We start from the raw sequence: 26,824 nt of genomic DNA on the forward strand, positions 1-26,824 counted from the left end.
ACACCCTCGGCAATTTAGGACTGCAAACTTAGCTCTTTTAACTAAAGCAAAACAAGCTTTTTTTAACTTATTTCTTAACCTTTATTTTAAACCAATTTTACAACCTTTTCAATGAACTTTGCTAACTTATTAACTCTATGTTTTTCCCTTAGCGGGTGCAAATATACAGAGCTTATCTGATATAACAACTCTTTTTTAAATCTTTTTTGAAGTTATTTTAAAAACATCCTTTACAACCCTATTTATCAACCTCTTAAGTAGACCTCTTTTTCTGCTTCTTTTAAGCAAATAACAGAACATAACTATTAGCTCACTATTTATAGCCCGTTCTTTGTCTTTAACAAGGCGATTACCTAACTATATAAGGGGTATTTTTAATAAGGGGATTAAATATAATGCAAAATACTTAACGAAACAAGGTGTACCTATTCTTTTTTCTTAGCTACCCACTTGTTTGTCAGCGTAGTATAATCATAATTTAAGACTGTAGGCTGCTCTTTTAGCCTTCCTTTAGCAAACGCTCGTTGCAAAATATCCTCTATTAGATAGTCTTCATGTACACTTTCTGGGTGATATTCTGCCTTGATGCTTATTTTAAAAAACTTAGCTGTTGTGTTATACCAAAAGGCTCTCCAACCATTTCTTAAGTCTTTTACCAAACCAAAAGCGGTATCTCCTGTTTGTCTATTTATTAGTTTTATAAGAATTTGACCTTCTGTTCGTGTCAATTTCTTTAATCTTTCAGAGAATTGCTCTTCAATTTCTTTATGAACTTGCCTGGTATACTTTCGTTTTTTAGATTTTTTCTTAATCTTTTGAAGACTATCATTTAATACAACTAACTTTTCTGCAGCCATTTTTGCGTAGGGATACACTTTTAATGTTTTTCTCCTTAATATATAATAGCGTAGTTTTTCTTCTTTAGAAGCGAATTTTAATGGTCCAAAAACATAAACCTCATTTAAAGATATAGAGGTATCATACACAGAATCTCCTTGTATCTTAAATAACTCGATGTCTACCGAGTCTTTTTCTGCCTCAATTTGTGCATTACCTATAACACTAATTAGGAGTAGTATTAAAAATAATATGTTCGTTATGCTTTTCATACAATATATAGAGTTCGTAAAATTAACGATAAACACGTGATGATATTATTAATTGGATGTGAATATTATTAAATTTGTATTTAAATATATACGTTTATGAGCGCAAAGAAGATTATTACAGAAAAATCTCTAGATTTTTTTGAACGATATTTAAATAATGCTGCTCCTACAGGTTATGAGTGGGAAGGGCAAAAAATTTGGATGGATTACCTAAAGCCTTATGTAGATACTTTTATTACGGACACATACGGAACTGCTGTTGGTGTTATTAATCCGGATGCAAAATATAAAGTTGTAATAGAAGGACATTCTGATGAAATTTCTTGGTATGTTAACTACATCTCTGATAACGGCTTACTATATGTTATTAGAAATGGCGGTAGTGACCACCAAATTGCACCATCTAAATGGGTAAACATACACACTAAAAACGGTATTGTTGAGGGTGTTTTTGGATGGCCTGCAATACATACTAGAAATAAAGGAAAAGAAGAAGCTCCTAAATTAGACAACATTTGTATTGATATAGGCGCAAAAGATAAAGCTGAAGTTGAAAAAATGGGTGTACACGTTGGCTGTGTTATTACCTATCCTGATACTTTTAAAATTTTAAATAAAGACAAATTTGTTTGTAGAGCAATAGACAATAGAGCTGGTGGATTTATGATTGCTGAAGTTGCTCGTTTATTACACGAGAACAAAGTAAAATTACCTTTTGGCTTATACATTACCAATTCTGTACAAGAAGAGATTGGTTTACGTGGAGCAGAAATGATTACACAAACAATAAAACCAAATGTTGCTATTGTTACCGATGTTTGTCACGATACCACTACCCCAATGATTGAGCAAAAAGTACAAGGTTTTACAGAAATTGGATCTGGACCTGTTATTTCTTATGCTCCAGCTGTACAAAACAAACTTAGAGAACGTATTATAGAAACTGCTGAAGCTAACAAAATACCTTTTCAGCGTATGGCAGCTTCAAGATCTACTGGTACGGATACCGATGCTTTTGCTTATAGTAATGGCGGGGTTGCTTCTGCATTAATTTCTTTACCATTACGATATATGCATACAACTGTAGAAACAGTACATAGAGATGATGTTGAAAATGTAATACGTTTAATTTACGAAACACTTTTAAACATTAAAGAAGGAGAAACTTTTAGTTACTTTGATTAATACTACCAAGCCTCTTTTTTAATTAAAAGAGGCTTTTTTTACTTTAAGTATATGGATGAGCTTATAGATATTTTAGATTCTGACGGAAATAAGACTGGCAAAACGGCTTTAAAATCTGAAGCACATAGAAATGGATGGTTTCATCAAACTGTACATATCTGGTTTTACACCAATGATAATAAAGTGTTATTACAAAAAAGAGCGAAAAGCAAAGTTATATTTCCGCTCCTTTGGGATGTATCTGTAGCCGGACATATTGGTTCTGGAGAAAAAATAGAAGCTTCTGCATTAAGAGAAATTGAAGAAGAAATTGGTATTATAGTCCAAAAAAGTGATTTACAGAAAATCGGCTGCTTTACATCTATACAAAAGCACAGTCCTAATTTAATTGATTCCGAATACCACCATACCTTTATAAGCAAACTAAAAGTAAATTTTACATTGCTAAAGAAACAAGACATCGAGGTTGAAGATTTACAACTAAAATCTATTTCTGAATTCAAAAGAGATTTAAATGATTCTGAAATGCAAAAATTATATGTTCCACATAGTAAAGAGTACTACAACTTAGTTTTTAAAGCCATTGAGAAGACAATCAAACTTTAAGCATTACATACCACTAAAACACCGCATTAAAAAAACCTACTGCATACTAAATCTCTATTTATTTTTTTCATTAATAGAAAAACGAACCAAAAAAATCTATACTCACGAACTCATTATAAAACTATACGCTTTCAACTAAATTTTTATCATAAAAAAACTGCCACCCAAATAAATTGAATAGCAGTTTTTAAAATTAGAGCCTATTGTAATCTTTATAGCGCAGCTATAAATTCTGACACATTAGACAACTTATATGTTTCTTGATCTCCTTTTTCCATATTCTTTACAACAAAGTTACCATCAGTTAATTCTTGTTCGCCTATTATTACAACATAAGGAACATTACGCTTATTAGCATATTTCATTTGTTTTTGCATTTTTACTGATGAAGGATAAACATCTGCCTTAATTCCGTTTTTACGCAAATTGGTTACCAATTGCAACGCCGCAAAAGCCTCTTTGTCTCCAAAATTTACACAAAGCACCTCTAAAGACTTGTCTATTTCTTCCGGAAAAAGATTTAATTCTTCTAACACCAAGTATATACGATCTAAACCAAAAGAGATACCAACACCACTAACATCTTTTAACCCAAAGATTCCGGTTAAGTCATCATAACGGCCACCACCACCTATAGATCCCATTTTTACTCCTGCTGGCGCACCAACTTCAAAAATAGCACCCGTGTAATAATTTAAACCACGTGCCAATGTAACATCTATAGTTAAGTTTGCAGATTGTAATCCCAATTTTTCAACAGCTTCTATAATAAAAGTAAGTTCTTCTACTCCTTTTTTACCTTCATCAGAATCTTTTAGTAATTCTGCTAAAACTTGCAACTGCTCTGTATTTGTACCTGACAAAGAAAACAAAGGAGTTGCTTTTTCTATAGCTTCTTCAGAAATACCTTTTTCTAGCATTTCTTTAGTAATACCGTCTACTCCTATTTTATCTAACTTATCTAAAGCTACTGTAAAATCTATTAAACGTTCTTTTGCTCCTATAACTTCTGCTATACCAGCAAGTATTTTACGGTTGTTTAATTTTATTGTTGTTACTGTAAGTTTAAGGTCTGTAAAAACAGCATCGTACAATTGCACCAATTCTATTTCTTGTAATAAAGAATCTGAACCAACCACATCCGCATCGCACTGAAAAAATTCTCTAAACCTACCTTTTTGTGGTCTATCTGCTCTCCAAACAGGTTGAATTTGATATCTTTTAAAAGGAAAATCAATTTCGTTTTGATGCATTACCACGTAACGAGCAAACGGGACAGTAAGATCGTAACGCAATGCTTTCTCTGAAATTTTAGAAGTTAAAGAAGTTGAGTTTTTTTGGGTATATGTTTCATCACTTACTTTACTTAAGTAATCTCCTGAATTTAGGATTTTAAAAATAAGTCGATCTCCCTCGTCACCATACTTACCCATTAAGGTTTGTGAGTTTTCAAAAGAAGGTGTTTCTATAGGTTGAAAGCCAAATGTTTGAAAATGCTTTTTTACTACATCAAAAATATAGTTTCTTTTTACAACTTCTGACGGAGAAAAATCTCTTGTTCCTTTTGGTATTGATGGTTTTTGTGCCATAAATTTTCTAAATATGTAGAATGATAATCATCCCTGATGCCCTTAACAAAGGCTATTAAATTAATCTGCTATTATTAATGGTAAATATCGTTTTAACTAATGATATTATCAAACCACTTATACAAATCTCCTTTTGTTATAGAGGCTCCTTGTTTTATAAGATTAAACTTATCTAAGTTTCTATCTTCTGTATATACTTTAGATGCCGTTAAGTACTCCACAAAATCTGATTGCCAGTTTTTCTTAAACCAAGAAAAACCAATACTCGTTGTTAAGTCTACATCTGGATTCATCACTTTTACAGAAAGTAGTTTCATTTCTTTCTCCTCTAAATGAAACAAGTGCATTTGTTGCGCAGATATATTCTCTAGATACTCTACTTTACCCAATACACCTTCCCAAATTAAATCACTAAAAACATCTAACTCATCTTCTGCTACTTGTGGTTTCTCTTTTTTTAAAGTACTCCACTCCTCTGCCGTTATAGTCTGCGATGCTAAAAAGTTTACAAACTCTGGTTGCAGCTCTTCTAGTTGTTGTTTTGTTAGTCTTGCATATTTCATTTTGCAAAAATAAAAAAAGGCTATGCATAAGCATAGCCTTTTAATAATTAAAATTATTTTATTTTTCTAGAAAATATAACGCAAACCAAATTGTGCTTGCCACCTAGACAATAAACTAGAATCGAAACCATTTGTTTTAGTCTGATTAGGATCAAAAGTATACGTTGGCTCCTGAGTACGATCTGCCTCGTATACATCTGGAGCAGGATTAGCATCTGGAAAACTAACACTAACAGGGCTAATATTGTTAGGTTGACGAACGACACCCCAATCTGAACTAATTAAATTACCTACATTAAGAACATCTACACTAAATTGAATTTTGTTATTATTTGCAAACTTATAATCTTGTAATAATTTAAGATCCCAACGACCTCTCCAAGGTGCAACTGCTCCGTAACGCTCCATAAACTCACCTCTATTATCTTTTAAATAATCGTCTTGTTGAATGTATGCCTCAAAAGCTTCAGCTTGACCCGCTCCTGAAAATTGCATTTGACTAAGTTCTGATGAAGTTGGTATGTATAGTAAATCATTATTCTGACCAGAACCATCTCCATTTATATCACCTGCATATGTATAATTATATCTACCACCTTTAGCATACTCAAAGAAAGTTGAAATAGTTGTATTCCATTTTCCTTTTCCATATTCAAAGTTTTTAGAAAGCACCCCAATAAAACGGTGCGTATCTCCATACTTAGAGTAACTTAAAACATCTGCATTTGCATTACCTAAATTAGGATTAAAATCAAAAGCATCACCAGTAATTTCAGCTTCAATAGAATTTACATCTTTAGCATTTAAATAACTATAAGCTGCCATTGCATACAAACCGTTATCAAAAGTTTTTTGCCCCTTTAACGAAACATTAAACACTCTTCCTTTATCAGAATTTGTAAATACATATGCATTATTACCCGTATCACCAGATAAATAAACAGGTCTATCTCCACCAGGGCCAACTAAAGTACCTGTGGGCTCTCTTAATCCCCAATTTTGAACATGTGCAGCATTTAAGTCTTTTGTATAAGAAACATCTAAAGTACCTACAATTCCGTTATCAAATCTTTTATCTAAACCTAAGTTAGTTCTCCAGACTTGCGGAAATTTAAAGTCAGGATCTACTGTTTGATAAAAGAAATCGTCTACACCTTGCACTTGGTTACCCAACCAAACAAATGGCAATCTACCAGTAAATAAACCCGTACCACCACGTACTTGTAGAGAATTATCTCCTTTAGCATCCCAGTTAAAACCAACTCTTGGCGAAACCAACCATTGGTTACTTGGTAATTTTTCTGAATCTATAAAAACCTCTTCACCTGTTTCTGGATTAAAATAAGGAATACTAGGAACATAAGTTCCTTTTCTTGCTATATTCTCACGTATTTTATCTGCCGTATCAAAAAACAAAGGTTTATCAAAACGAACACCATATGTTAATTTAAAATCTTCTGTTGCATTCCATTCATCCTGAACATAAAATGCCATTTGACCAACTGATGTTTCTGCCAAGCTCCAAGTATCATTAGCATTATTTGTTGTTTGAGTAGCTTCCGCGTTTGTAATAGCATCTCCAATTAAACCATTATCAACTGCTGTTTGAAAACTAGCCAAACTTGAAAAAGAACCAAATGCACCTACATAACCTCTATTATCAGCAAAACCATAAGACCCTAGGTTGAAAGAGTTTTTAAATTCGAATTTTTCAAAAGAAAATCCAATAGTATATGTATGGTCACCTTTAAAAATATTTATATTATTTGTAAATTGAAATACTTTTTGATCTAATGTATTATTGATAGAAAAAGGTTCGTGACCTGTAATAATATAATTAGAGCCATTACCATCTTGAATAGTAATTGCTGGTATTGGAGAAGAAAGTGAATTTCTAAAATCATCAAAATGAGAGTAACCCACTTGCAATTTATTTGTCATAGTTTCAGACAATGTAGAATTTAGCTCTATCTGAAAAGACTTTAAGTTGTTGTTAATTTCATATCCAGAATTCTCGAACTGTAGCGTTGTAAAATTAGGTCCTCTTTGGTTTATTGCTGTTGGATGCGCTGGTTTTTCTTGAGACGCATTTAAAAAGTTATAAATAACAGCCAATCTGTTATTGTCATTTATATTCCAATCTAATTTAAAAATACCTTTAGTAGATTCAGATCCATAAGTAAAACCCTCATAACGACCAGTATCATAACCTAATCCCGCCAATGCAGATTGCACACTTAATAAATCACTCTCTAAAACTCTAGATTCATTTATTGCTCCAGATCCTGTATTAGGAATCCATCCGTTTGTACCTAAATCTTCTCTTTCATCTTTTTCAAAATTAGCAAAGAAAAATAATTTATTTTTAATAATTGGTCCTCCAATACTAACACCATATTGGTTTTGAGATAATTTAGGCTTTATTACATCTTCACCTTTTATTTTACCTCCAGTTAAGTCTTCGTTTCTATAAAAACCATAAACAGTACCGTGAAATTCATTAGTACCGCTTTTTGTTACTGCATTTACAGAAGCTCCTGTAAAACCAGATAAAGTAACATCGTAAGGAGCAGTACTTACCTGTATTTGCTCTATTGCATCTAAAGAAATTGGTTGCGCCCCTGTTTGGCCACCTGGAGTTGGAGAATCTAATCCGAAAGGATTATTAAAAATTGCACCATCTAAAGAAAAGTTATTAAATTGATCGTTACGACCACCAAAAGAATTACCACTTGCCGTTGGCTCTAATCTTGTAAAATCTGCTGCAGATCTAGAAATAGTTGGTAATCTAGTTAGTTCTCTACGACCAACACTTGTTTCTGCACCTGTACGGCCACTACCAAATGTACTACTCTGGTCTTGGACCAAAATAATCTCGTCTAACATTTGACTAGACTCTGTTAAAGTAGCATTAAAATTAAATGTTTTACCAAGAGTTAGGTAAACATTATTCTTTACTTGGTTTTCAAAACCAACGTAAGTTACAGTTATTGTATAAGGACCACCTACCCTCATATTAAAAAGGCTATACCTACCTTCTTCATTAGAAATACCACCGTACTTTGTTCCTGTAGGAGTATGAACTGCGATAACATTTGCTCCCATTAAAGGAACTGCTTGGTCGTCTACTATTAAACCTTTGATGTTAGAAGTTGTAACCTGTGCACTGGCGGCATAGCTTACAAGTAAAAACGATAAGCAATAAAATAAATACTTTTTCATATTGTTCTAAGTTAGTTTTTTAGATTCACTAAAATTAGAACAAAAAAAAAGAGTTATGCGCGCATAACTCTTTTTTCTATTAACAATATATTAACTATTTATTTAGCTTCTGCTACTACTTCAAAAGGAAAGTCTACAACTACCTCTCTATGTAATCTAATTTGAGCGTTGTAAGGCCCAACTCTTTTTACAGCACCACCTTTAATAGTAATGAATTTCTTGTCTATTGACTGACCTGCTTTTTCTAAAACAGCAGCTAAATCTATATTAGATATAGATCCAAACAATTTAGAACCAACACCAACTTTCGCAGGTATTTTAATTTCTAATTGCTTTAAAACCTCTGCAACTTTAGTAGCTTCATCAACAATTTTCTTTTCTTTATGAGCTCTTTGCTTTAAGTTTTCTGCTAAAACCTTCTTTGCAGATGGTGTTGCAAGAGCACCTAAACCTTTAGGTATAAGAAAGTTTCTTCCGTATCCGTTTTTAACTTCAACTAGATCGTCTTTAAAACCTAAATTTTGTACGTCTTGTTTTAATATAAGTTCCATGTTTAGCTTTTTTTATTTTAATAAATCGCCAACATATGGCATTAATGCTAAATGACGTGCTCTTTTAACAGCAACTGCCACTTTTCTTTGATACTTCAATGAAGTTCCAGTAAGTCTTCTAGGAAGTAACTTACCTTGTTCGTTTACTAACTTAATTAAAAAGTCTGGATCTTTGTAATCTACATACTTGATACCAGATTTTTTAAATCTACAGTATTTCTTCTGCTTGTTAGTTTCAATGTTCAACGGAGTTAAATACCTGATTTCTCCGTCTTTTTTTCCTTTTGCTTGTTGTTCTATAGCTGACATAATCCTTAAGCTTTAGTTTTTAATTTTGTTCTTCTTCTTTCTGCCCAAGAAATTGCGTGCTTGTCTAGCTTTACAGTTAAGAAACGCATAACACGTTCATCTCTTCTAAATTCTAGCTCATAGCCATTAATTACATCGCCAGGTGCAGAAAACTCAAACAAATGGTAAAAACCACTTTTTTTGTGTTGAATAGGATATGCCAATTTTTTTAGGCCCCAATTTTCTTTGGCAACCATTTTGGAACCTTTTTTAATTAAGAAATCTTCAAATTTCTTAACTGTTTCCTCTATCTGTACATCAGATAGAACGGGATTCAAAATGAAAACAGTTTCGTAATGATTCATATTATATATATTTTTTTTACAGTCCGCAAAAGTAATTATTTTTTTCTGTTCTCGCAAGAAAATAGAAAAAACTTCGTTATACTTTAAATACCTATGAATAAACCAAACCCAAAATATAAACCATAACTCGTTTAATGCTAATTACACAACAGAATAGTGCATGTTCACATCTTTTCTTGCAATTCATCTGACATTTTTAGTACTTTAGCCGAGATTTAACCCCACAAATCAACTTATTTATGAAACTAAGATGTATAATTGTAGATGATTCCTCTATGCAGCGTATGGCTGTTGCAAAGCTGGTAAACAATCATCCCAACTTAGCTATGATAGCCGAGTATAGCAACGCCATAGAAGCTAAAAACGGACTTAAGAACAACGAAGTTGATCTTATTTTTCTAGATGTTGAAATGCCAATAATTAATGGTTTTGATTTACTAGAATCTCTAGAAAATCCTCCGCAAGTAATATTAATTACAGGAAAACCTGATTATGCTTTAAAGGCTTTTGACTACGATGTAACAGATTATTTACATAAACCTATTACAATGAGTAGGTTTGATGCCTCTGTAAAAAGAGCCGTTGCCAAATACGAGCAATTACATAGAGTACTAGAGGACGAAGAACACATATTTGTTAAGAGTAACCTTAAAAAACGCTAGGTTATTTTAAATGATATTAAGTGGATAGAAGCCCTAGGCGATTATATTAAACTGGTAACTGATGAAGCTAACATTGTAATTTTATCAACAATGAAATCTTTTGAAAAACAATTACCAGAAGATAAGTTTCTTAGAATTCACAAATCTTACATTGTGAACTTAGAAAAAGTTGAAAAATTTAATAGTAAAAATGTTGAAGTTGATGGGAGACAAATACCTTTAAGTAGAAATAAAAAGACCGAGCTTGCAGAAGCGTTAAGCAACGTCTAAACAATTATATACTCTTATAAAAAAGCCGACTTATGTCGGCTTTTTTTATGGCTTATTTTTAAATATAATCTACATTATAAATAACGCGAACACCTTTAAACTGGCCTATAGTATCAAAAGATCTTTCAATTTTTCTAACATATGCCTTAGTTTTACCTAAAGGTTGATCTTTTTTCATTTTTAAGACTATATTTTTTAAATATTGATTTCTTATTCTTGAAACAGCAGGAAATTCTGGCCCTAAAACATTATCAGCAAAAGAAACCCGTAAAGACTTAGCAAACCAAGCAGAAGCATCTTCTACCTTACCGTAATCTCTGTGTTTAAATGTAATTTTTATTATTCTATGCAATGGCGGATACTTAAATTCTCTACGCTCATTAATTTGGTCCGTGTACATACCCTCATAATCATTAGCAGATATCTGCTGTAATATTTGATGATATGGATTGTATGTTTGTATTAATACCTTACCTCTTTTTTTTGCCCTACCTGCCCTACCAGACACTTGTGCTAATAATTGATAACTACGTTCGTGTGCTCTAAAATCTGGAAAATTTAGAAGATTATCTGCATTCATTATCCCCACCAAACTAACATTACCAAAATCTAAACCTTTGGTTAGCATTTGTGTTCCTACCAAAACATCTAGTTCATGTTTCTCAAAAGAAGTTATAATTTTCTCATACGCATGTTTACCTCTTGTGGTATCCAAATCCATACGTCCAATTCTAAGTTTAGGCATTATCTGCTGTAACTCTTGTTCTACCTGCTCTGTACCAAAACCTTTGGTATTTAGAGTTGCCATACCACAAGCCAAACAACTTTGTTGCAATGCCATATGGTAACTACAGTAGTGACAACGCATTTGCTTTTTGTATTGGTGATAGGTTAAACTAACATCACAATTTGGACATTGTGGTGAGTGACCACAAGTTGTACATTCTACAATTGGTGCAAAACCTCTTCTATTCTGAAACAATATTACTTGCTCGCCTTCTTCTACAGCGGCAGTTATACCTTGTAACAAACGCTCGGAGAAATGACCTTTCATTCGTTTTTTACGCGTAAGTTCTTTAATATCTACAAGCTCTATTTCTGGCATTAAAACGTCACCAAACCTTCTGTTTATTTGTGCATAACCATACTTTTGCTGTTTTACATTATAAAAACTTTCTATACTTGGTGTTGCAGAACCTAAAAGAATATTGCAATTACTAAAGTTTGCCAAAACAATAGCACTATCTCTTGCGTGGTATCTTGGTGCAGGATCGTATTGTTTAAAAGAAGACTCGTGTTCTTCATCAACAATAATTAATCCTAGATTAGAAAATGGCAAAAACAAAGAAGACCTTGCTCCTATTACAATCTGAGCTTTAGATTTGTTAGTTAAAACATTGTTCCATACCTCAACTCTTTCGTGTACGGTATATTTAGAATGAAAAACAGCTACCTGTTGTCCAAAATAATTCTGAAGTCTAGCAATTAACTGTGTGGTTAAGGCAATTTCTGGCAACAAATACAAAGCCTGTTGCCCTTTTTCTAAACAATCTGCAATAAGTTTTACATATACTTCCGTTTTACCAGAAGAGGTTACACCGTGTAATAGTGTAACTTTCTTTTCTGCAAAACTTGCTTCTATATCTTGTAAAGCTTTTTCTTGATACTCGTTTAGTTCTTTTAAAAGTGAAGGCTTTTTTGCGGCATCAAAAACCACCCTATCTGTTCTAACAAAAAAATCTTCTAAAATTTCTTTATCTATTAGGGTTTTTATTATTGATGCAGAAGACTCACTTTTTTCTTCTAACTCTTTAACTGTTGTTTTTTTCTGATTTCTACCTTGTAATTGAAAAAGAGATAAAATTACTTTGCTTTGTTTAGGAGCTCTTGACAAAGAGTCTAATAGAGCGCCTAGAGCATCCTCTGACTGATACTTTTCTCCTAACTTAACATAACGTACCAATTTAGGTTTATACTGCTGGTAAACCTCTTCTTTGGTTAGAATTACATTTTTTTCTAATAAGCGTTTAAGAATAGGAAGTACATTTTTTTTATCTATTATGGCTGCAATCTCTTGCACCTTTAACATAGATTGGCGTTCTAATGCTTCAAACACCAAAAACTCTTCATCTGTTAAAGCATCTTCTTGTACAATGCTCTCTGGATTTTTTAAAATTAAAGTTTCGCTCTCTAATAAAAACGCTCCAGGAACTGCACTTCTAAAAACTTCTCCAATAGAACACATATAATAAGACGCTACCCAAGACCAATGCTTAATTTGTAGCTCTGTTACTATAGGGTCATCATCTAATATTTGATGTATTTCTTTAGCTTCGTATACTGTTGGCGCAGTAGTATGTATTTCTGCAACTAATGCAGTATGTATTTTAGACTTGCCAAATGGCACAGCTACCCGCATTCCTATCTTTAGAAAATTGGCCTCTGCTTTAGTAATACTATAAGTAAATAGTTTCTCTAAAGGAATTGGTAAAATTACATTTATAAAATGCTGCATAAAAAGTATTACTCCTTAACACGAATCCAAGTTTGTGTTCTGTAGATAAAAGCTAAATAACCACGAACTTTTAGCTTATCGCTATCTTCTGGATCTAACCATATTTTACATCTAAAAGTCATTGCTTGTTCTGGATCAAAAAGATATTTTCCTTTGTACTCGTTCTTATCTGTTTTTTCTGCATTTTTAATTATATGCAAACCTAAAACCGGAGCATTTTTTAAATCGCCCTCACATTTTTCACAAACAGCATCTCTACGCTTTGGATCCACAATTTTAATTATTTTTCCATACATTTTTCCGTTTTTCTCATAAACGTTAATTACTGCTTTTTCTTTTCCGTTTCTATCATCAATGGTTTTCCATTTTCCAAAAACAGATTGTGCTACACTAATGTGAGCTACAAAAAAAAGGATTGCAATGGTAAATAGTGTTTTATTCTTCTTCATTTTTTATAATTTTTTTCTTTAATGAATTTAATGTTGCATTAAGCTCAAACCCTAGTAAAAGTATATTGGCGTTTAACCAAATATAAACCATCAGAATTAATAATCCTCCTAATGCCCCGTACAATTCATTATACCTTGCAAACTTGTCTACGTAAACCCCAAAGAGGTAAGAAGTTAAGATAAATAAAATTGTTGTCATTAGAGAACCCGCAGAGAAAAACTTAGTCTTTTTACCTTCTGCTGTACCAAAGTAGTACAATATAGAAATAGCTAAATAAGATAAAAATGTAAAGTAAATAATCTTAGTAATTTCTGTAGCCCAAAGATCTGTTTCTTCTAAACCAGTCCCAAAGTAAACCTGTGTGGTATCTGATATATTTTCTATTACATAAATCTCAAAATACATATATATAATTGCACTTACGATTATAAGTATAGATAGTAATAAGCCCACCATAAAAGCATAGGCGTATTGTCTTAAAAAGTGACGACTTAGGCCTACGTGATAAGAGTTTTCGAACCCACTAAAAATAGCATTTACTCCGTTTGCTATTAAAAATGTAGATAATAAGAATGTAGACGAAAGTAAACCTCCGCGCCTTTGACTCATTATTTCATCGTAAATCTGATCAAAAAAATAGTCATTAATAGCATTAGGTAACACATACTCTAAGTACGCTATAAACTCTGTATTTAAATTGGTATCTGGGTTACCAGAATCTACATACGGAATTAAAAATGGGATTAATGTTACCAAGAAAATTAATAACGGAAACAATGCCATAAATAAACTAAAGGCAATTGCACTTGCTCTTGTAGACAGGGTTCCTTTTATTATACCATTAAGGTAAAGTTCTATTAAATCGTACAAGGACAAGCCAACAAAGGCTGGTAATGTAATCTTTTTTAAAAGCATTACAATCCAATTTACCACTGGTATTTTTGCTAATTTAGCTTCTATATCTGCCGACATTAAACTGCTTTAAGACTTAAATCCATATTATAAACAGAGTGCGTAAGTGCACCAGAAGAAATATAGTTTACACCACATTCTGCATATTCTCTAATAGTATCTTCATTTATACCACCACTAGATTCTGTTAAACATTTGTCTCCAATTAACGCAACAGCAGTTCTTGTATCTTCATAATTAAAGTTGTCTATAAGAATACGGTAAACACCGTCTGTCTTTAAAATTTCTTTAATTTCATCAAGGTTTCTAGCTTCAACTATAATTTTTAAATCTCTACCAGATTCTTTTAAGTATTCTTTTGTTTTCTCTATTGCCTTGGTTACGCCACCTGCAAAATCTATGTGGTTGTCTTTTAGCATAATCATATCATACAAAGCAAACCTATGGTTTTCTCCACCTCCTATTTTTACAGCCCATTTTTCTGCAGCACGTAAACCTGGTGTAGTTTTACGTGTATCTAAAATTTTAGTATTTGTACCTTCTAATAGTTTTACAAAAAAGTTAGTTTTAGTAGCAATAGCACTCATACGTTGCATAGCATTTAATACTAAACGCTCTGCTTTTAAAATACTTTGTGAGCTACCAGTAACATAAAACACAATATCTCCTTGCTTTACAGTTTCACCATCATTGATAAGTGTTTCTACTTCTAAGTCCTTATCTACATAAGTAAATACTTGCTTTGCAAATTCTACACCTGCAATAATACCTTGATCTTTTACCAAGAGTTTTGCCTTGCCTTTTGCTGTAGCAGGTATACACGCTAAAGAACTATGGTCACCATCTCCAACATCTTCACGTATTGCATTACTAATAATTTGGTCTATTTCTTTCTGAAACTGCTCTTCTGAAATCATTAATCTATTTTGTTTTGTGCTAATTTACTAAATTGTTTTCTGAAACTTTAGCTGTTTATTTGATAATCTATATAATGCATATATTAAGTTACTAATTTTAAAAATTGACGCTTATATTTGCCGTATGACTATTAAGCTACTAGCCATTGGCAAAACCGATAATAAAAACTTACAAGCACTAATTGCTGAGTATGAAAAGCGATTAGGACATTATATTAAGTTTAATTTAGACATTATACCAGATATAAAAAATGTAAAAAACCTGTCTGAAGCACAACAGAAAGAAAAGGAAGGCGAGCTTATTTTAAAAAAATTGAGTCCTACTGACGTGCTTATACTTTTAGATGAAAACGGAAAACAATTTACCTCTGTAGATTTTTCTGATTACTTACAAAAGAAAATGAATGCTGGCATTAAACAATTGGTTTTTGTTATTGGAGGTCCTTACGGTTTTAGTGATATAATTTACGCTACTGCTAAAGGAAAAATTAGTCTTTCTAAAATGACATTTTCTCACCAAATGGTACGTTTGTTTGTGGTTGAGCAAATTTACAGAGGGTTTACTATTCTACGTAACGAGCCTTATCATCATAGGTAAATTAGCTTTAACTAATTTTTAACAATCTTATTCTTATTTTAATGATATAAAGTCATACTTTAGAACTAAGAAATTAGTTTTACTTATGAATACAATCAAAACTCTGTTTATCCTTCTAATTTTCTGGTCTAACTATACCTTAGGACAGGAAAGTATGATTAAGGGTAATATAAAAGGCCTTAACAATGACACTTTACTAGTTAAATATTTAAAACCTAACGAGAGCTTTAAATATAGAAAAATGATTCGTTCCAAGACAGATACCATATATGTGAAAAATGGCAAATTCACCTACACCAATATTGATAATGAGCCTATAATTTTAGAAATACAATCTAAAGTAAAGAAATTAGACGGTGGTATTACTACACGAAAATCTTTGGAACTATTTCTTTATTTACAACCCAACGAAAAAATAAAAATTAAAGGTCATAAAGAAAAAACATTTATAGACTACACTGTTGAAGGCTCAGAAATTAGTGAAGACTTTAACCGTTTGCGAAAAAGCAAATTACCATTATTGATTGAATCAACTGAACTGTATCTAATAAGGGATACTATGAGGTTCAAGAAAGTGGACAAACTAGAAATTGAAAAAGTATCCAAAAAAATAAAAGAAAACTGGGATTTAAGTCTGAAAATGAATTCTGAATTTATAGACAGTAACTGGGACAGCCATCTAACCCCTTATTTATTATGGTACAATGGACAACTATATAAAGAACATAAAAAAACTTAGCAATAGAGTGAGAAACGGGGTTAATAAACCCATTATAGATTTTGAAATAGAAAGAAAAAAATTAAATGCTGAACTAAAGAAAAGAAACAAAGAAGGTGTTATAAAAGTAGGTGTAAAAGCCCCAAACTTCACATTAAAAGATATTGAAAATAATGACTTCACTCTTCACTCAGCAAAATATGAGTATATGATATTGGATTTCTGGGGAAGTTGGTGTTTACCATGTATAAAAGAATTTCCTAAAATGAAAGAGTATTATAAAAAATATGGCACTCGTTTAGAATTTATAGGAATTGCCTGTAAGGATAGAGAAGATAGATGGAAGCAATCTGTAAAAAAACACGATGTAAATTGGACTCAACTATTTAACAATCCTAAAGATAAAAACTCCGACATTTCATTTTTGTACCCAATAACTATGTATCCAACAAAAATCATTATTAATAAAGAAAAAAAAATTGTAGGTGTCTTTGAAGGTGAATCTGAAGCATTTTATAAAAAATTAGATGATCTAATGAAAAATTAAAACTAAGCTGATTTTATGAAAATAAAGACATTAATAATTATACTTTTTATAATAAGCTATAGTTGCAATAGACCAGCTACAAACAACTTTGTATTAAGTGGCACCATAGATGGAGATGCTCCTGAGATAATTTATTTAACGTACAGTAATAAGAAAGATAGCTGCAAGGTTGTTAACAAATCTTTTAAATTTAAAGGCTGCGTAGCTACACCTACAAGAGCTCAGTTTTCCATACCACCAGCCAACACACAAGATTATCCATTGTATATTGAAAGCAACAGTATGACTGTTAAAATAAAGGTAGATAAAAAACCATACAATGGTATAGATGTAAATTTTATTAAGCTTGAAAATGTTACTGGTTCAAAAACAGCAGAAATACAAAAAAACTACATCAAATTTTACACTAACTACAATTCTAGCGAAGAGGATAATTCAAAATTATTTTCAAAAATAAGAACGATAATAAAAAATAATCCAAAAAATGTATTTAGCGGTGATTTACTATCAGATATTGCCAATGAAGAGTTTTTTAACAGAAAAAAATTACTTTCTTTATATTCTATATTAGACACAAGCAAACAAAGTAAAACAAGTTTAGAAACAATTACTAAAAAGTTATTTCCTAAAACTCACGTTCAAATTGGTGATAAAATGATTGATTTTATACTTCCAAATAAAGACAACATATTAGTACAAACCAAGAACTACAGAAATTCTTATTTGTTCATAGATTTTTGGGCAAGTTGGTGTGCACCTTGTAGAAAACAAAGTCCTGAACTTTTAAAAACTTATAAAATCTATAAAACTAAAGGGTTTGAAATACTTGGTGTATCTATAGATCAAAACAAAGAACAATGGCTTAAAGCTATAGAAAAAGACCAACTAACTTGGCAAAATGTTATAGACACTTACGGAGTAGATAGTAATATACTAAATGCTTATGATGCTACAACATCTATCCCTGTCAACTATTTAATTAATAAAGAAGGTATTGTTATTAAAAATAATATAACAACAACAGAATTGAAGGAATTTTTAAAAAATGAGTTTAAAAGTGATTAAATGAAAAAACATATTACAACACTTTTACTATTATTTAGTTTATTGTTTGCCTGTAAAAAAGACAAAACAACCACCTCTGTTAGCACTAAACAGACAAGCACTACTAAAACCTACAAACCTATTGTTATTATAGGAACATCTAATGACAAAAAAGCTCTAGATTTTTTTAACATCCTAAATTACTCTTACCTATACGGAACAAACCACAAGGGACAAAATAAAAAGGTATATGACAGTGTTTATAATAATACATTAGATAGTATAGAAAAGCCACAAATTATTGAATTAATGAGTTTTGGAGATGATTTTTACAATACTCGTGTTTTAGTTTCTCCTGGTGATAGCATAAAGTTTTCTACTGAGAAAGGGCAGTTACAATTTTCAGGTAAAAACGCTTCTCATTATAACTTCTATACTGCTTTAGATTCTTTACAGTTAAAGTGGCCTACATTTAAAAATAACATTAAACAATACAAAGACAGTTGCTCTTATGTTTATAACGCAAAAAAACTATTCTATGAAGCTTATATTAAAAACAATGTAGTTTCTAACGACTTTAAAAGTCTTGTTGGCCAAGAAATAGAATATGAATATTTATACAACTTAATGGCTCCTAGAAATATAAAGTCGGAGTGCTCTGTAAGTTATGCTAACAATACAGAAAGTGTTTTTTCTACATTAAATAAACCTGAAAATTTAAAATCTGAAGAAATTTTTAATCCAAAAGAGTACTTTAACAATGTTACCATAGCTGATTTTAAAAAACCAGAATTAATTAATAATGACTATTTTAAAAGAAGCCTTACAGATTTTATTAGGCACTATTTTGTTACTTATGATTATTTAGACTATTCAGAAAAAACCTTTGTTAAAGAAAAAGATTTTATTGAGAAAAACCTAGACGGAGAATTAAAGCATTTTGCCATAAGCAGACTTATTTATGATTATTATAAAAAAGGATTTGGAAACAGCAAAACCAATGTAGATATACTTAATAAGGTTATTAACGAATATAAGCCTTTACTAAAAAATGCATCTTACGTAAATGAATTAACTGCTATTCAAGAAAAAACAAAGCTTTTAAATTTAGAACTCCCTAGTATTGTTTTAGATGAAAAATTATTAACTATTAAAGGCGACACTATACAGTTAAAAGATATTTTAAAGCAAAGTGAAGGTAAAGCAAAGATTATAGATTTTTGGGCTAGTTGGTGTGGACCTTGCATTACTGAAATTAAAAAAAGCTTTAGTTTTAAAAATAATTTATCTAAAGAGCAAAATGTTAGCTGGATTTACATTTCTATTGATAAAAATAAGAAACAGTGGTTACAAAAATCCAAAGCATTAGAGTCTAAATTAGAGAGCAAACAACAGTATTTATTATTAAACAGTAAAAGCTCTAAACTTATAAAATATTTAAGAATAGAAACAATTCCTAGATATTCTATTTTAAACAAAAACAATGAAGTTATTTTAGAGAACGCTCCAAGACCATCAGACAGTATAAATTTTAAACGAATTATTAATAAAATAGTTTCTACTAAATAGTACAAATACTTTAACTAATCTTTGAAAACAAAACTTCTTTACATACTATTATTTAGTTTTTCTACCTCTTTATTTTCTCAAAATGCAGCACATAAGCTACCATTTAAACTAAGTAAAAACAGAATATTTATAAAAGGTAAAATAAATAACAACCCTTGTTATTTTATGTACGACACCGGCTCTAGTGGTTTTAATATTGATCATCTCTTTGCCCAAAAAAACAATATAGATTTAATTAAAAAAGATATTTCAATCTCTCTAGGAGATACATTTAATCGCTCTTTAACAAAAGAAGATAATATAAGAAGTGTATTAGTTAACGAGTTCGATTTTAATGCTTTTCATAAAGCAACCATTAACCTAGACTTTTTTAAACAATTTAATGTAAAAATTGATTACCATAAAAAACTAATAACACTAAGTAATAATGAAGAGCAAAATTTAAAACAAAGCAATAGTATCCTATTATCAAAAAATAAAGACAATTTATACCTGTACGGTTTTTATGAAATTTACAGTACAGTTTCAATTGGTGACACAGTTATTTCTGGCTATTTTATGGTAGATACAGGAAATGGCAGATATGTTACGCTGTTAAACTACCCAAACAATAATTTAAACGAATTAAAAAAAAGCATTGAAAACAACTTTAGTTATGTTGACGTAGCTATGCGAATAGCACACTCTTCTGGCTTAAACAATACACTTATAACCAATAAAACTAAAGTACTAATTGGTAATAAAACGTATAATGGTGTATTAGTAGATATTGCAAATACAACACTAAACAATTTCCCCAAAAATAAGTTTATTGGTTTTATTGGAGGCGGAATGCTAAAGCATTTTACCATTTATAGTAGCCAGAATAAGCTAATACTAGAACAATCTAGAGATAAAGTAAAGATAGCTTCTGAATTAATCACTGATGGCTTTAAAATTATAAAAAGAGGCAAAAAAGCATTTGTTAGCACCACTTTCACCAATAAAACTAATACCTCAGAAGTTTCTTTAAACGATCAAATATTAGAAATTAATAACACTCCTGTTAAAGATTTGAGTAAAACAGAAATAGAGCAACTAAAAACAAAACTAGGAAATATTATTAGTTATAAACTTAAAAGAAAAAAGAACGTCTTTTTTATAAAAACAACTGTTAAAAATTTTCTAGAATAAGATATAATAAAAAAGACCGCACTTTTAAGTACAGCCTTTTTATATTTATTTATAACATATAAACCACTAATAAAGCACTCTAAATTTAATAGTATTTTCTACCTTTTTTAAAGCTTTAATAACTTCTTTATTATACTTTTTATCTAGGTCTGTAATTACATAACCAACTTCACTATCTGTAGATAAGTACTGACCCGTAATATTCATTTCATACTCTGCTAAAACCTTATTTATTTTAGCCATTATCCCTGGCACGTTTTTATGAATATGTAAAAAACGGTGCGCATTTGTTTGTCTTGGTAAACGTATACAAGGGAAGTTCACTGCATCTACAGTATTACCAGAGTTTATATAATCCATAATCTTATTAGGTACAAAATCGGCAATATCTCTTTGTGCTTCTTCTGTACTACCACCTACATGCGGTGTAAGTATTACATTTTCTAAACCTTGCAACTCTGTAAAAAAATCGCCATTAGAACGTGGCTCTTCTGGATAAACATCTACAGCTGCACCTCCAATTTTACCGCTTTTTAATGCCGCAACTAAAGCCTGTATATCTACCACAAAACCACGAGATAAATTAATAAGCATTGCACCATTTTTCATTTGGTTAATTTCTCGCTCACCAATAAAGTTTTTGTTCGCTTGGTTATCATCTATATGTAGTGTAACAACATCAGACACATTTAATAAATCTTCTAAGGTATTACATTTAATAGCATTACCTAAGGCTAACTGATCGTTAACATCATAATAATACACTCGCATACCAATAGCTTCTGCTAAAACAGATAATTGCTTACCAATGTTACCATAACCAACAATACCTAAATTTTTACCACGTACTTCTCTAGAGTTTGCAGCTGTTTTATTCCACTGACCATTGTGTATTTCCTGACTTCTAGGAAATACGTTACGCATTAACGCAATAATTTCTCCAATAGCTAATTCTACTACAGAACGTGTATTACTATAAGGAGCGTTAAAAACAACAACACCTTTTTTCTTTGCACTTTCTAAATCTATTTGCGTAGTACCAATACAGAATGCACCAACTACTAATAGTTTATCTGCTGCTTCTAATACTTTTTTAGTAACCTGTGTTTTAGAACGAATTCCTAAAACGTGTACACCTTTTAATTTCTCTATTAATTCATCTTCAGGTAAACTGTGCTTTACCAATTCTACAGAAAAACCTTCTTCAGATAAATTATCAAAAGCTGCCGGATGCACATTTTCTAGCAACAATATTTTAATTCTGTTTTTTGGATACGATATTTTTCTTGGCAAATCGTTTACAAACAAAAACTCGTCCATATTAGGAGTAACGTGGTCTGCATTTGTAGTAGCTTTATCTCTACTTACATTTTCTGTGTACGCAAAAAACTTATCTGCTATACCAGCTTCACGCATAACATAATCGCTATACCCATCGCCTATTACCTGTACTTCACCTTCTAAATGTAAGTTTTTTAGGCACTCTATTTTTCCGTTGTGAGATGCCAATACATTTGCTTCATCAAACCCAATAATATTATCCTCTTCATCAAACTTAAACGTGTTTGCATATACTTTATCAGATGATATATCATACTCTTTTACAATAGGATCTATAAATTCTTTAAATCCGCAAGAGATTACATAAATATCATCCCTATAATTATGGAAAAAGTCTTTATTAGTTTCAATAGACTTAGAAATTTTATCTCTAAGCTGTTCTACCAACTGTGTTAAATGGCTTTTGTGAGCGTGTAACAATTTAATACGCCTTTCTAAGGATTCTGTAAAGGAAATATCACCATCTATTCCTAGGTTGGTAATTTCTTGAATTTCCTTAATAATTTCATCTTTGTTAGCATTGCCTTGTAACGAAATCTCTGCTAAAACATCTAAAGCTTCAACTCTGGTTAAAGTGCTATCAAAATCAAAAACATATTTTCTCCCTTGGTCTACCATTTTAAAAAAATTTAAGTAGTAAAAGTAAAAAATATTAGTGTGTATGCTGTTAAATCAAAATAAAATTAAAGCAAAAAAGGCGTATCATCACATATGCTATAAAAATTGTTTTTTAAGCCCCCTTAAATTAAGAATATGATAATAAAATTAAAACCAACGACGCACTTTTTTAGTATAACTCGTATATTCTTTACCAAACTTTTGGGTTAACATTTCTTCTTCTGGTTTTATTTGGTAAGCATTCATATAAGACACAAAACCAGCTGCTATTAACATATTAAAAGCATTGCTTAAAAATAAACCCCAACCAATAAGTAACAATAACATAGCTAAATACATTGGGTTTCTTGTAAACTTATAAATACCTGTAGTTACCAAAGCGCTAGTTTTATCTAAATCTTTAGGATTAACTGTTGTCTTTGCTTTAAAAAATTTATAGGTTGATGTTGCTAAAACTAAAAGCATAACCACCAACAAACCTTTTAATAGCATTGTTCTTCCAAAAAAATCAAAAATTCCAAAAGGTAAAAACCTAGCTAAAACATACATTACCAATCCAAACACAAAAACCACTACTACTGGCGGAAGCTTTAACGACATACTTTTTAAATTTAAGAGAATAAAATTACTACTTTTGACCGACGTTTTACCGAGCTTTAATAAAAAGATTAGTTAAACCGAAAATTATTTAGATATGAAAATTGTATTTGCTACACATAACAACAACAAGCTTAAAGAGGTTAAAGCATTATTACCTAACACCATTACCCTTATTTCTTTAACAGATATAAATTGTCTTGACGATATACCAGAAACAGCAAATACAATAGAAGGTAATGCAATACAAAAAGCAAATTACATTACAGAGAAATACAATTTACCTTGTTTTTCTGATGATACAGGGCTACTTGTAGATGCACTAAATGGTGAACCTGGTATTTATTCTGCACGTTATGCTGGTGAGCAAAAAAACTCTGAAGATAATATGGCTAAACTATTATACAAGTTAGAGAATAACACCAATAGAGCTGCACATTTTAAAACTGCTATTGCCCTAAACTTAAACGGAGAACAATTGGTTTTTAATGGTATTGTAGAGGGCACTATAACAACAGATAAGCAGGGAAAAGAAGGTTTTGGATATGACCCTATTTTTAAACCTAACGGGTACAGCCAAACATTTGCTGAATTACCATTAGATACCAAAAACCAAATTAGCCATAGAGCAAAAGCTACAAAACAATTAATAGCATACTTAAAGGATTATAAAAATGTCTAAAAATACGGTAGAAGTTTCTGTAGCATCTGAACGTGCAGAAGCTTACGGAGGTGTCCTTATTGCCTTTTTTGCTGCACTTATGGCTATTTCTCAGTTAGTAAACGGAGAATTAGAGGAAGAAATGATGATTGCCCACAACAAGGTGGTTAACTACTCTAACTGGTATCAATCTAAAAGTATTAAAGAAAGTCTAAAAGAAAGTGAGTTAGACAATCTTGAAGCTTTAATGTATACAAACGCCATTGCTGAAGATAAAAAAAGCTTTGTTTACGATAAAATTGAAAATACAAAACTTAAGGTTGCAAAATACAAGGCTGAAAAAAAAGAGATTTTAATTGGCTCTAAAAATCTACCTAAAAAAGAATGGATACAAGATTTAGATGGAAAAAAAGGTGTTATAGTAGGTATTAATGAGTGGAAATCATTAGCAAAAAAATACGATATCGCGACGCGCAAGTTCGATTTTGGTGTTCTTTTCTTTCAAATTAGTATTGTTTTAGGCGCTGTATGCATCATTATTTACGATAACCCCAAGCTTCAAAAAGCACTTGTAATAACTATGGTAGTAGTTGGTTTTATTGGTGTTGTAATGTCTATTTACGGTTACAGCCTAGCCCCATAATTTAAGATAAACTAAGGTTCTTTCGTTATTTAGAATATAAAGCGTACCTTTGCACCTTAATTAAAACGCCGCTGGTATAGCATGTGTTACTCTGAGTTATAATGTGATAAACGCTCTATGTAACATACATATTTGCGATTAAGTATAACATATTATGACAAAATTTGAAGCACTAGGACTAGATAAGTCCTTACTAGATGCTATTACAGACCTTGGGTTTGAATCTCCTTCAGAGGTACAAGAAAAGGCAATTCCAATTCTTTTAGAACAAGATACAGACCTTGTAGCATTAGCTCAAACAGGTACTGGAAAAACAGCCGCTTTTGGTTTTCCGTTAATTCAGAAAATTGATAAAAGCAGCAGAACAACACAAGGGTTAATTCTATCTCCAACACGTGAACTTTGTTTACAAATTACTAACGAGCTTAAAGCGTATTCTAAATACGAAAAAGGACTTAATGTAGTTGCAATTTACGGTGGAGCTAGTATTTCAGATCAAGCAAACCAAATTAGAAGAGGAGCACAAATTGTTGTTGCTACTCCAGGTAGAATAAAAGATATGATTAGCCGTGGTATGGTTAACATTTCTAAATTAGACTACTGTGTATTAGATGAGGCTGATGAAATGTTAAATATGGGCTTCTATGAAGACATAAAAGATATTTTATCTAACACTCCAGATGAAAAATTTACATGGTTATTCTCTGCAACTATGCCAAGAGAAGTATCTACAATTGCTAAAAAATTCATGCACAATCCACAAGAAATTACTGTGGGTTCTAAAAATTCAGGTGCTTCTACTGTACAACATGAGTACTATGTTGTTGGTGGTAGAGATAGATACCCTGCTTTAAAAAGATTAGCAGATACAAACCCAGATATTTTCTCTGTAATTTTCTGTAGAACAAAAAGAGACACTCAAAAAGTTGCCGAAAACTTAATTGAAGACGGTTACAATGCAGGTGCATTACACGGAGATTTAAGTCAAAACCAAAGAGATTTGGTAATGAATTCTTTCCGTAAAAAACAAATACAAATTCTTGTTGCAACAGATGTTGCTGCACGAGGTATTGACGTAGATGATATTACACACGTAATAAACTACCAATTACCAGATGAAATAGAAACATATACACACCGTAGTGGTCGTACTGGTAGAGCTGGTAAGTCTGGTGTATCTATGGTAATTATTACTCGTAGCGAGTTACGCAAGATAAAAGCTATAGAGAATAAATTACAAACAGAATTCTTAGCAAAGAAAATTCCAACCGGAATGGAAATTTGCGAAACTCAATTACATCACCTAGCTAACAAAATAAAAGCTACTGAAATTAATGAGGAAATAAACAACTACTTACCTGCAATTAACGAAGTACTTGAAGGTGTAGACAGAGAAGATCTTATTAAAAAGATTATATCAGCAGAATTTGGTCGTTTCCATGATTACTACAACAAAGCTAAAGACCTTAATAGTTCTGGTTCTGATCGTGGTGAACGCGGAGATCGCAACGAACGTGGTAGAGGTAAAGCAGAAATACCTACAAGTGGCTCTGTGCGTTACTTTATTAATGTTGGTGAACGTGATGATTACGATTGGATGACTTTAAAAGATTTCTTAAAAGACACAGTTGGTCTTGGTAAGGAAGATGTATTTAAAGTTGATGTTAAAGAAAGTTTCTCTTTCTTTAATACAGACGCAGAACACTCTGAAAAAGTATTAGCTACATTTACTGAATTTAAAGTAGACGGTAGATTTGTAAATGTAGAAGTATCTAACAACCCTGGAGGTGGCGGAGGCCGCGGACGTAGTGGTGGAGGAAGAGATCGTGGCGGACGCAGTGGCGGAGGCAGAGATCGTTCTTCTTCATCTCGTGGAGGTAGAGATAGCAGAGGCGGTGGAGATAGAAGCCGTTCTCGTAGCAACGATAGTAGAGGAAGTCGCGATAGCGGTGGAGGTTACGGAAGCAAAAAAACAAAAAGAAGATACTAATCTTTTAAGTTAATAGAATATTAAAAAATACGCTTCGGCGTATTTTTTTTGTTTATTTACTACCTTTAAAATAATTTAAATACCCAACAACTCTTAAAGGAAGAGACAATCTTTAATATCT

At 31.5% G+C, this 26,824-nt stretch carries 24 protein-coding genes and 1 pseudogene; 12 read left to right on the forward strand and 13 right to left on the reverse strand.

What is annotated here, in order from left to right; genetic code table 11:
- Nucleotides 1–425 precede the first annotated feature (425 nt).
- Nucleotides 426–1,109, reverse strand: a complete 684-nt coding sequence (locus tag BT107_RS15360; protein ID WP_072304726.1) for a DUF4294 domain-containing protein — start codon at nucleotides 1,107–1,109, stop codon at nucleotides 426–428.
- Nucleotides 1,110–1,205: 96 nt separating this feature from the next.
- On the opposite strand from BT107_RS15360, the gene BT107_RS15365 reads away from it, so the two are divergent.
- Nucleotides 1,206–2,294, forward strand: coding sequence for a M42 family metallopeptidase (locus BT107_RS15365; RefSeq protein WP_072304727.1), 1,089 nt, complete (start codon nucleotides 1,206–1,208; stop codon nucleotides 2,292–2,294).
- A gap of 51 nt (nucleotides 2,295–2,345) precedes the next feature.
- Nucleotides 2,346–2,900 (forward strand): NUDIX hydrolase, encoded by a 555-nt coding sequence (locus BT107_RS15370; RefSeq protein ID WP_072304728.1) that lies wholly within the window; start codon nucleotides 2,346–2,348, stop codon nucleotides 2,898–2,900.
- 212 nt (nucleotides 2,901–3,112) lie between these two features.
- Here BT107_RS15370 and hisS read toward each other — a convergent pair whose 3' ends face one another.
- From hisS to rpsF, 6 genes are all read right to left on the reverse strand, one after another.
- Complete coding sequence (gene hisS, locus BT107_RS15375) at nucleotides 3,113–4,489, reverse strand: histidine--tRNA ligase (protein ID WP_072304729.1); 1,377 nt, start codon at nucleotides 4,487–4,489, stop codon at nucleotides 3,113–3,115.
- A 92-nt stretch (nucleotides 4,490–4,581) separates the two neighbouring features.
- Entirely contained in the window at nucleotides 4,582–5,052 is a 471-nt protein-coding gene (locus BT107_RS15380) for a DUF6495 family protein (RefSeq protein WP_072304730.1), read from the reverse strand.
- 66 nt (nucleotides 5,053–5,118) lie between these two features.
- Nucleotides 5,119–8,274 (reverse strand): TonB-dependent receptor, encoded by a 3,156-nt coding sequence (locus tag BT107_RS15385; RefSeq protein ID WP_072304731.1) that lies wholly within the window; start codon nucleotides 8,272–8,274, stop codon nucleotides 5,119–5,121.
- A gap of 98 nt (nucleotides 8,275–8,372) precedes the next feature.
- Nucleotides 8,373–8,825 (reverse strand): 50S ribosomal protein L9, encoded by a 453-nt coding sequence (rplI, locus tag BT107_RS15390; protein ID WP_072304732.1) that lies wholly within the window; start codon nucleotides 8,823–8,825, stop codon nucleotides 8,373–8,375.
- 12 nt (nucleotides 8,826–8,837) lie between these two features.
- On the reverse strand, nucleotides 8,838–9,137 hold the full coding sequence (gene rpsR, locus BT107_RS15395; RefSeq protein ID WP_170854752.1) for a 30S ribosomal protein S18: 300 nt from the start codon (nucleotides 9,135–9,137) through the stop codon (nucleotides 8,838–8,840).
- 2 nt (nucleotides 9,138–9,139) lie between these two features.
- Nucleotides 9,140–9,478 carry a 30S ribosomal protein S6 gene (rpsF, locus tag BT107_RS15400; protein WP_072304733.1) on the reverse strand — a complete coding sequence of 113 codons (339 nt, stop codon included), beginning with the start codon at nucleotides 9,476–9,478 and terminating at the stop codon, nucleotides 9,140–9,142.
- Nucleotides 9,479–9,717: 239 nt separating this feature from the next.
- Between rpsF and BT107_RS15405 the strand changes: the two are divergent.
- Nucleotides 9,718–10,410 (forward strand): annotated as a pseudogene (locus BT107_RS15405) (LytR/AlgR family response regulator transcription factor).
- A 58-nt stretch (nucleotides 10,411–10,468) separates the two neighbouring features.
- On the opposite strand, the gene priA reads toward BT107_RS15405, so the two are convergent.
- From priA to nadC, 4 genes are read right to left on the reverse strand one after another with little or no spacing between them, the layout of a single operon-like run.
- Nucleotides 10,469–12,925 (reverse strand): replication restart helicase PriA, encoded by a 2,457-nt coding sequence (gene priA, locus BT107_RS15410; RefSeq protein WP_072304734.1) that lies wholly within the window; start codon nucleotides 12,923–12,925, stop codon nucleotides 10,469–10,471.
- A gap of 8 nt (nucleotides 12,926–12,933) precedes the next feature.
- Nucleotides 12,934–13,374, reverse strand: a complete 441-nt coding sequence (locus tag BT107_RS15415) for a DUF2147 domain-containing protein (protein WP_072304735.1) — start codon at nucleotides 13,372–13,374, stop codon at nucleotides 12,934–12,936.
- Nucleotides 13,361–14,347, reverse strand: coding sequence for a YihY/virulence factor BrkB family protein (locus BT107_RS15420; protein WP_072304736.1), 987 nt, complete (start codon nucleotides 14,345–14,347; stop codon nucleotides 13,361–13,363). The genes BT107_RS15415 and BT107_RS15420 overlap by 14 nt, the downstream gene beginning before the upstream one ends.
- The gene (gene nadC / locus BT107_RS15425) at nucleotides 14,347–15,204 is read right to left on the reverse strand and encodes a carboxylating nicotinate-nucleotide diphosphorylase (RefSeq protein ID WP_072304737.1); all 858 of its coding nucleotides are present in this window, start codon (nucleotides 15,202–15,204) and stop codon (nucleotides 14,347–14,349) included. The genes BT107_RS15420 and nadC overlap by 1 nt, the downstream gene beginning before the upstream one ends.
- Before the next feature lie 124 nt (nucleotides 15,205–15,328).
- Here nadC and rlmH point away from each other — a divergent pair, with 124 nt between their 5' ends.
- The 6 genes from rlmH to BT107_RS15455 all read left to right on the forward strand — a co-directional run bounded on the left by rlmH (nucleotide 15,329) and on the right by BT107_RS15455 (nucleotide 20,853).
- Nucleotides 15,329–15,802: a 23S rRNA (pseudouridine(1915)-N(3))-methyltransferase RlmH gene (rlmH, locus tag BT107_RS15430; protein WP_072304738.1), complete on the forward strand. Its 474-nt coding sequence runs from the start codon at nucleotides 15,329–15,331 to the stop codon at nucleotides 15,800–15,802.
- A gap of 85 nt (nucleotides 15,803–15,887) precedes the next feature.
- Nucleotides 15,888–16,541, forward strand: coding sequence for a DUF4369 domain-containing protein (locus BT107_RS15435; protein WP_072304739.1), 654 nt, complete (start codon nucleotides 15,888–15,890; stop codon nucleotides 16,539–16,541).
- 7 nt (nucleotides 16,542–16,548) lie between these two features.
- A complete protein-coding gene (locus BT107_RS15440; RefSeq protein WP_170854749.1) occupies nucleotides 16,549–17,067 on the forward strand; it encodes a TlpA family protein disulfide reductase in 519 nt (172 codons plus the stop codon).
- A 15-nt stretch (nucleotides 17,068–17,082) separates the two neighbouring features.
- Nucleotides 17,083–18,132, forward strand: coding sequence for a TlpA disulfide reductase family protein (locus BT107_RS15445; protein WP_072304741.1), 1,050 nt, complete (start codon nucleotides 17,083–17,085; stop codon nucleotides 18,130–18,132).
- Complete coding sequence (locus BT107_RS15450; RefSeq protein WP_072304742.1) at nucleotides 18,133–19,680, forward strand: TlpA family protein disulfide reductase; 1,548 nt, start codon at nucleotides 18,133–18,135, stop codon at nucleotides 19,678–19,680.
- A gap of 21 nt (nucleotides 19,681–19,701) precedes the next feature.
- Entirely contained in the window at nucleotides 19,702–20,853 is a 1,152-nt protein-coding gene (locus tag BT107_RS15455) for a pepsin/retropepsin-like aspartic protease family protein (RefSeq protein ID WP_072304743.1), read from the forward strand.
- 66 nt (nucleotides 20,854–20,919) lie between these two features.
- On the opposite strand, the gene serA is transcribed toward BT107_RS15455, so the two are convergent.
- A complete protein-coding gene (gene serA / locus BT107_RS15460) occupies nucleotides 20,920–22,812 on the reverse strand; it encodes a phosphoglycerate dehydrogenase (RefSeq protein WP_072304744.1) in 1,893 nt (630 codons plus the stop codon).
- Nucleotides 22,813–22,959: 147 nt separating this feature from the next.
- A complete protein-coding gene (locus tag BT107_RS15465; protein ID WP_072304745.1) occupies nucleotides 22,960–23,412 on the reverse strand; it encodes a methyltransferase family protein in 453 nt (150 codons plus the stop codon).
- 94 nt (nucleotides 23,413–23,506) lie between these two features.
- Between BT107_RS15465 and BT107_RS15470 the strand changes: the two genes are divergently transcribed.
- The 3 genes from BT107_RS15470 (at nucleotide 23,507) to BT107_RS15480 (ending at nucleotide 26,703) form a co-directional block, all read left to right on the forward strand.
- Nucleotides 23,507–24,091 carry a non-canonical purine NTP diphosphatase gene (locus BT107_RS15470; protein ID WP_072304746.1) on the forward strand — a complete coding sequence of 195 codons (585 nt, stop codon included), beginning with the start codon at nucleotides 23,507–23,509 and terminating at the stop codon, nucleotides 24,089–24,091.
- Complete coding sequence (locus BT107_RS15475; protein ID WP_072304747.1) at nucleotides 24,084–24,713, forward strand: DUF4337 domain-containing protein; 630 nt, start codon at nucleotides 24,084–24,086, stop codon at nucleotides 24,711–24,713. The genes BT107_RS15470 and BT107_RS15475 overlap by 8 nt, the downstream gene beginning before the upstream one ends.
- A gap of 154 nt (nucleotides 24,714–24,867) precedes the next feature.
- Nucleotides 24,868–26,703 (forward strand): DEAD/DEAH box helicase, encoded by a 1,836-nt coding sequence (locus BT107_RS15480; RefSeq protein WP_072304748.1) that lies wholly within the window; start codon nucleotides 24,868–24,870, stop codon nucleotides 26,701–26,703.
- Nucleotides 26,704–26,824 lie beyond the last annotated feature (121 nt).

This window comes from Cellulophaga fucicola, from assembly GCF_900119145.1.
In the GTDB taxonomy this organism is placed as follows: Bacteria; Bacteroidota; Bacteroidia; order Flavobacteriales; family Flavobacteriaceae; genus Cellulophaga; species Cellulophaga fucicola.

Excerpts from the sequence above, each read along its gene's own strand:
- BT107_RS15360 (WP_072304726.1), bottom strand. The coding sequence starts at position 1,109 with ATGAAAAGCATAACGAACATATTATTTTTAATACTACTCCTAATTAGT.
- BT107_RS15365 (WP_072304727.1), top strand. The coding sequence starts at position 1,206 with ATGAGCGCAAAGAAGATTATTACAGAAAAATCTCTAGATTTTTTTGAA.
- BT107_RS15370 (WP_072304728.1), top strand. The coding sequence starts at position 2,346 with ATGGATGAGCTTATAGATATTTTAGATTCTGACGGAAATAAGACTGGC.
- hisS (WP_072304729.1), bottom strand. The coding sequence starts at position 4,489 with ATGGCACAAAAACCATCAATACCAAAAGGAACAAGAGATTTTTCTCCG.
- BT107_RS15380 (WP_072304730.1), bottom strand. The coding sequence starts at position 5,052 with ATGAAATATGCAAGACTAACAAAACAACAACTAGAAGAGCTGCAACCA.
- BT107_RS15385 (WP_072304731.1), bottom strand. The coding sequence starts at position 8,274 with ATGAAAAAGTATTTATTTTATTGCTTATCGTTTTTACTTGTAAGCTAT.
- rplI (WP_072304732.1), bottom strand. The coding sequence starts at position 8,825 with ATGGAACTTATATTAAAACAAGACGTACAAAATTTAGGTTTTAAAGAC.
- rpsF (WP_072304733.1), bottom strand. The coding sequence starts at position 9,478 with ATGAATCATTACGAAACTGTTTTCATTTTGAATCCCGTTCTATCTGAT.
- priA (WP_072304734.1), bottom strand. The coding sequence starts at position 12,925 with ATGCAGCATTTTATAAATGTAATTTTACCAATTCCTTTAGAGAAACTA.
- BT107_RS15415 (WP_072304735.1), bottom strand. The coding sequence starts at position 13,374 with ATGAAGAAGAATAAAACACTATTTACCATTGCAATCCTTTTTTTTGTA.
- BT107_RS15420 (WP_072304736.1), bottom strand. The coding sequence starts at position 14,347 with ATGTCGGCAGATATAGAAGCTAAATTAGCAAAAATACCAGTGGTAAAT.
- nadC (WP_072304737.1), bottom strand. The coding sequence starts at position 15,204 with ATGATTTCAGAAGAGCAGTTTCAGAAAGAAATAGACCAAATTATTAGT.
- rlmH (WP_072304738.1), top strand. The coding sequence starts at position 15,329 with ATGACTATTAAGCTACTAGCCATTGGCAAAACCGATAATAAAAACTTA.
- BT107_RS15435 (WP_072304739.1), top strand. The coding sequence starts at position 15,888 with ATGAATACAATCAAAACTCTGTTTATCCTTCTAATTTTCTGGTCTAAC.
- BT107_RS15445 (WP_072304741.1), top strand. The coding sequence starts at position 17,083 with ATGAAAATAAAGACATTAATAATTATACTTTTTATAATAAGCTATAGT.
- BT107_RS15450 (WP_072304742.1), top strand. The coding sequence starts at position 18,133 with ATGAAAAAACATATTACAACACTTTTACTATTATTTAGTTTATTGTTT.
- serA (WP_072304744.1), bottom strand. The coding sequence starts at position 22,812 with ATGGTAGACCAAGGGAGAAAATATGTTTTTGATTTTGATAGCACTTTA.
- BT107_RS15465 (WP_072304745.1), bottom strand. The coding sequence starts at position 23,412 with ATGTCGTTAAAGCTTCCGCCAGTAGTAGTGGTTTTTGTGTTTGGATTG.
- BT107_RS15470 (WP_072304746.1), top strand. The coding sequence starts at position 23,507 with ATGAAAATTGTATTTGCTACACATAACAACAACAAGCTTAAAGAGGTT.
- BT107_RS15475 (WP_072304747.1), top strand. The coding sequence starts at position 24,084 with ATGTCTAAAAATACGGTAGAAGTTTCTGTAGCATCTGAACGTGCAGAA.
- BT107_RS15480 (WP_072304748.1), top strand. The coding sequence starts at position 24,868 with ATGACAAAATTTGAAGCACTAGGACTAGATAAGTCCTTACTAGATGCT.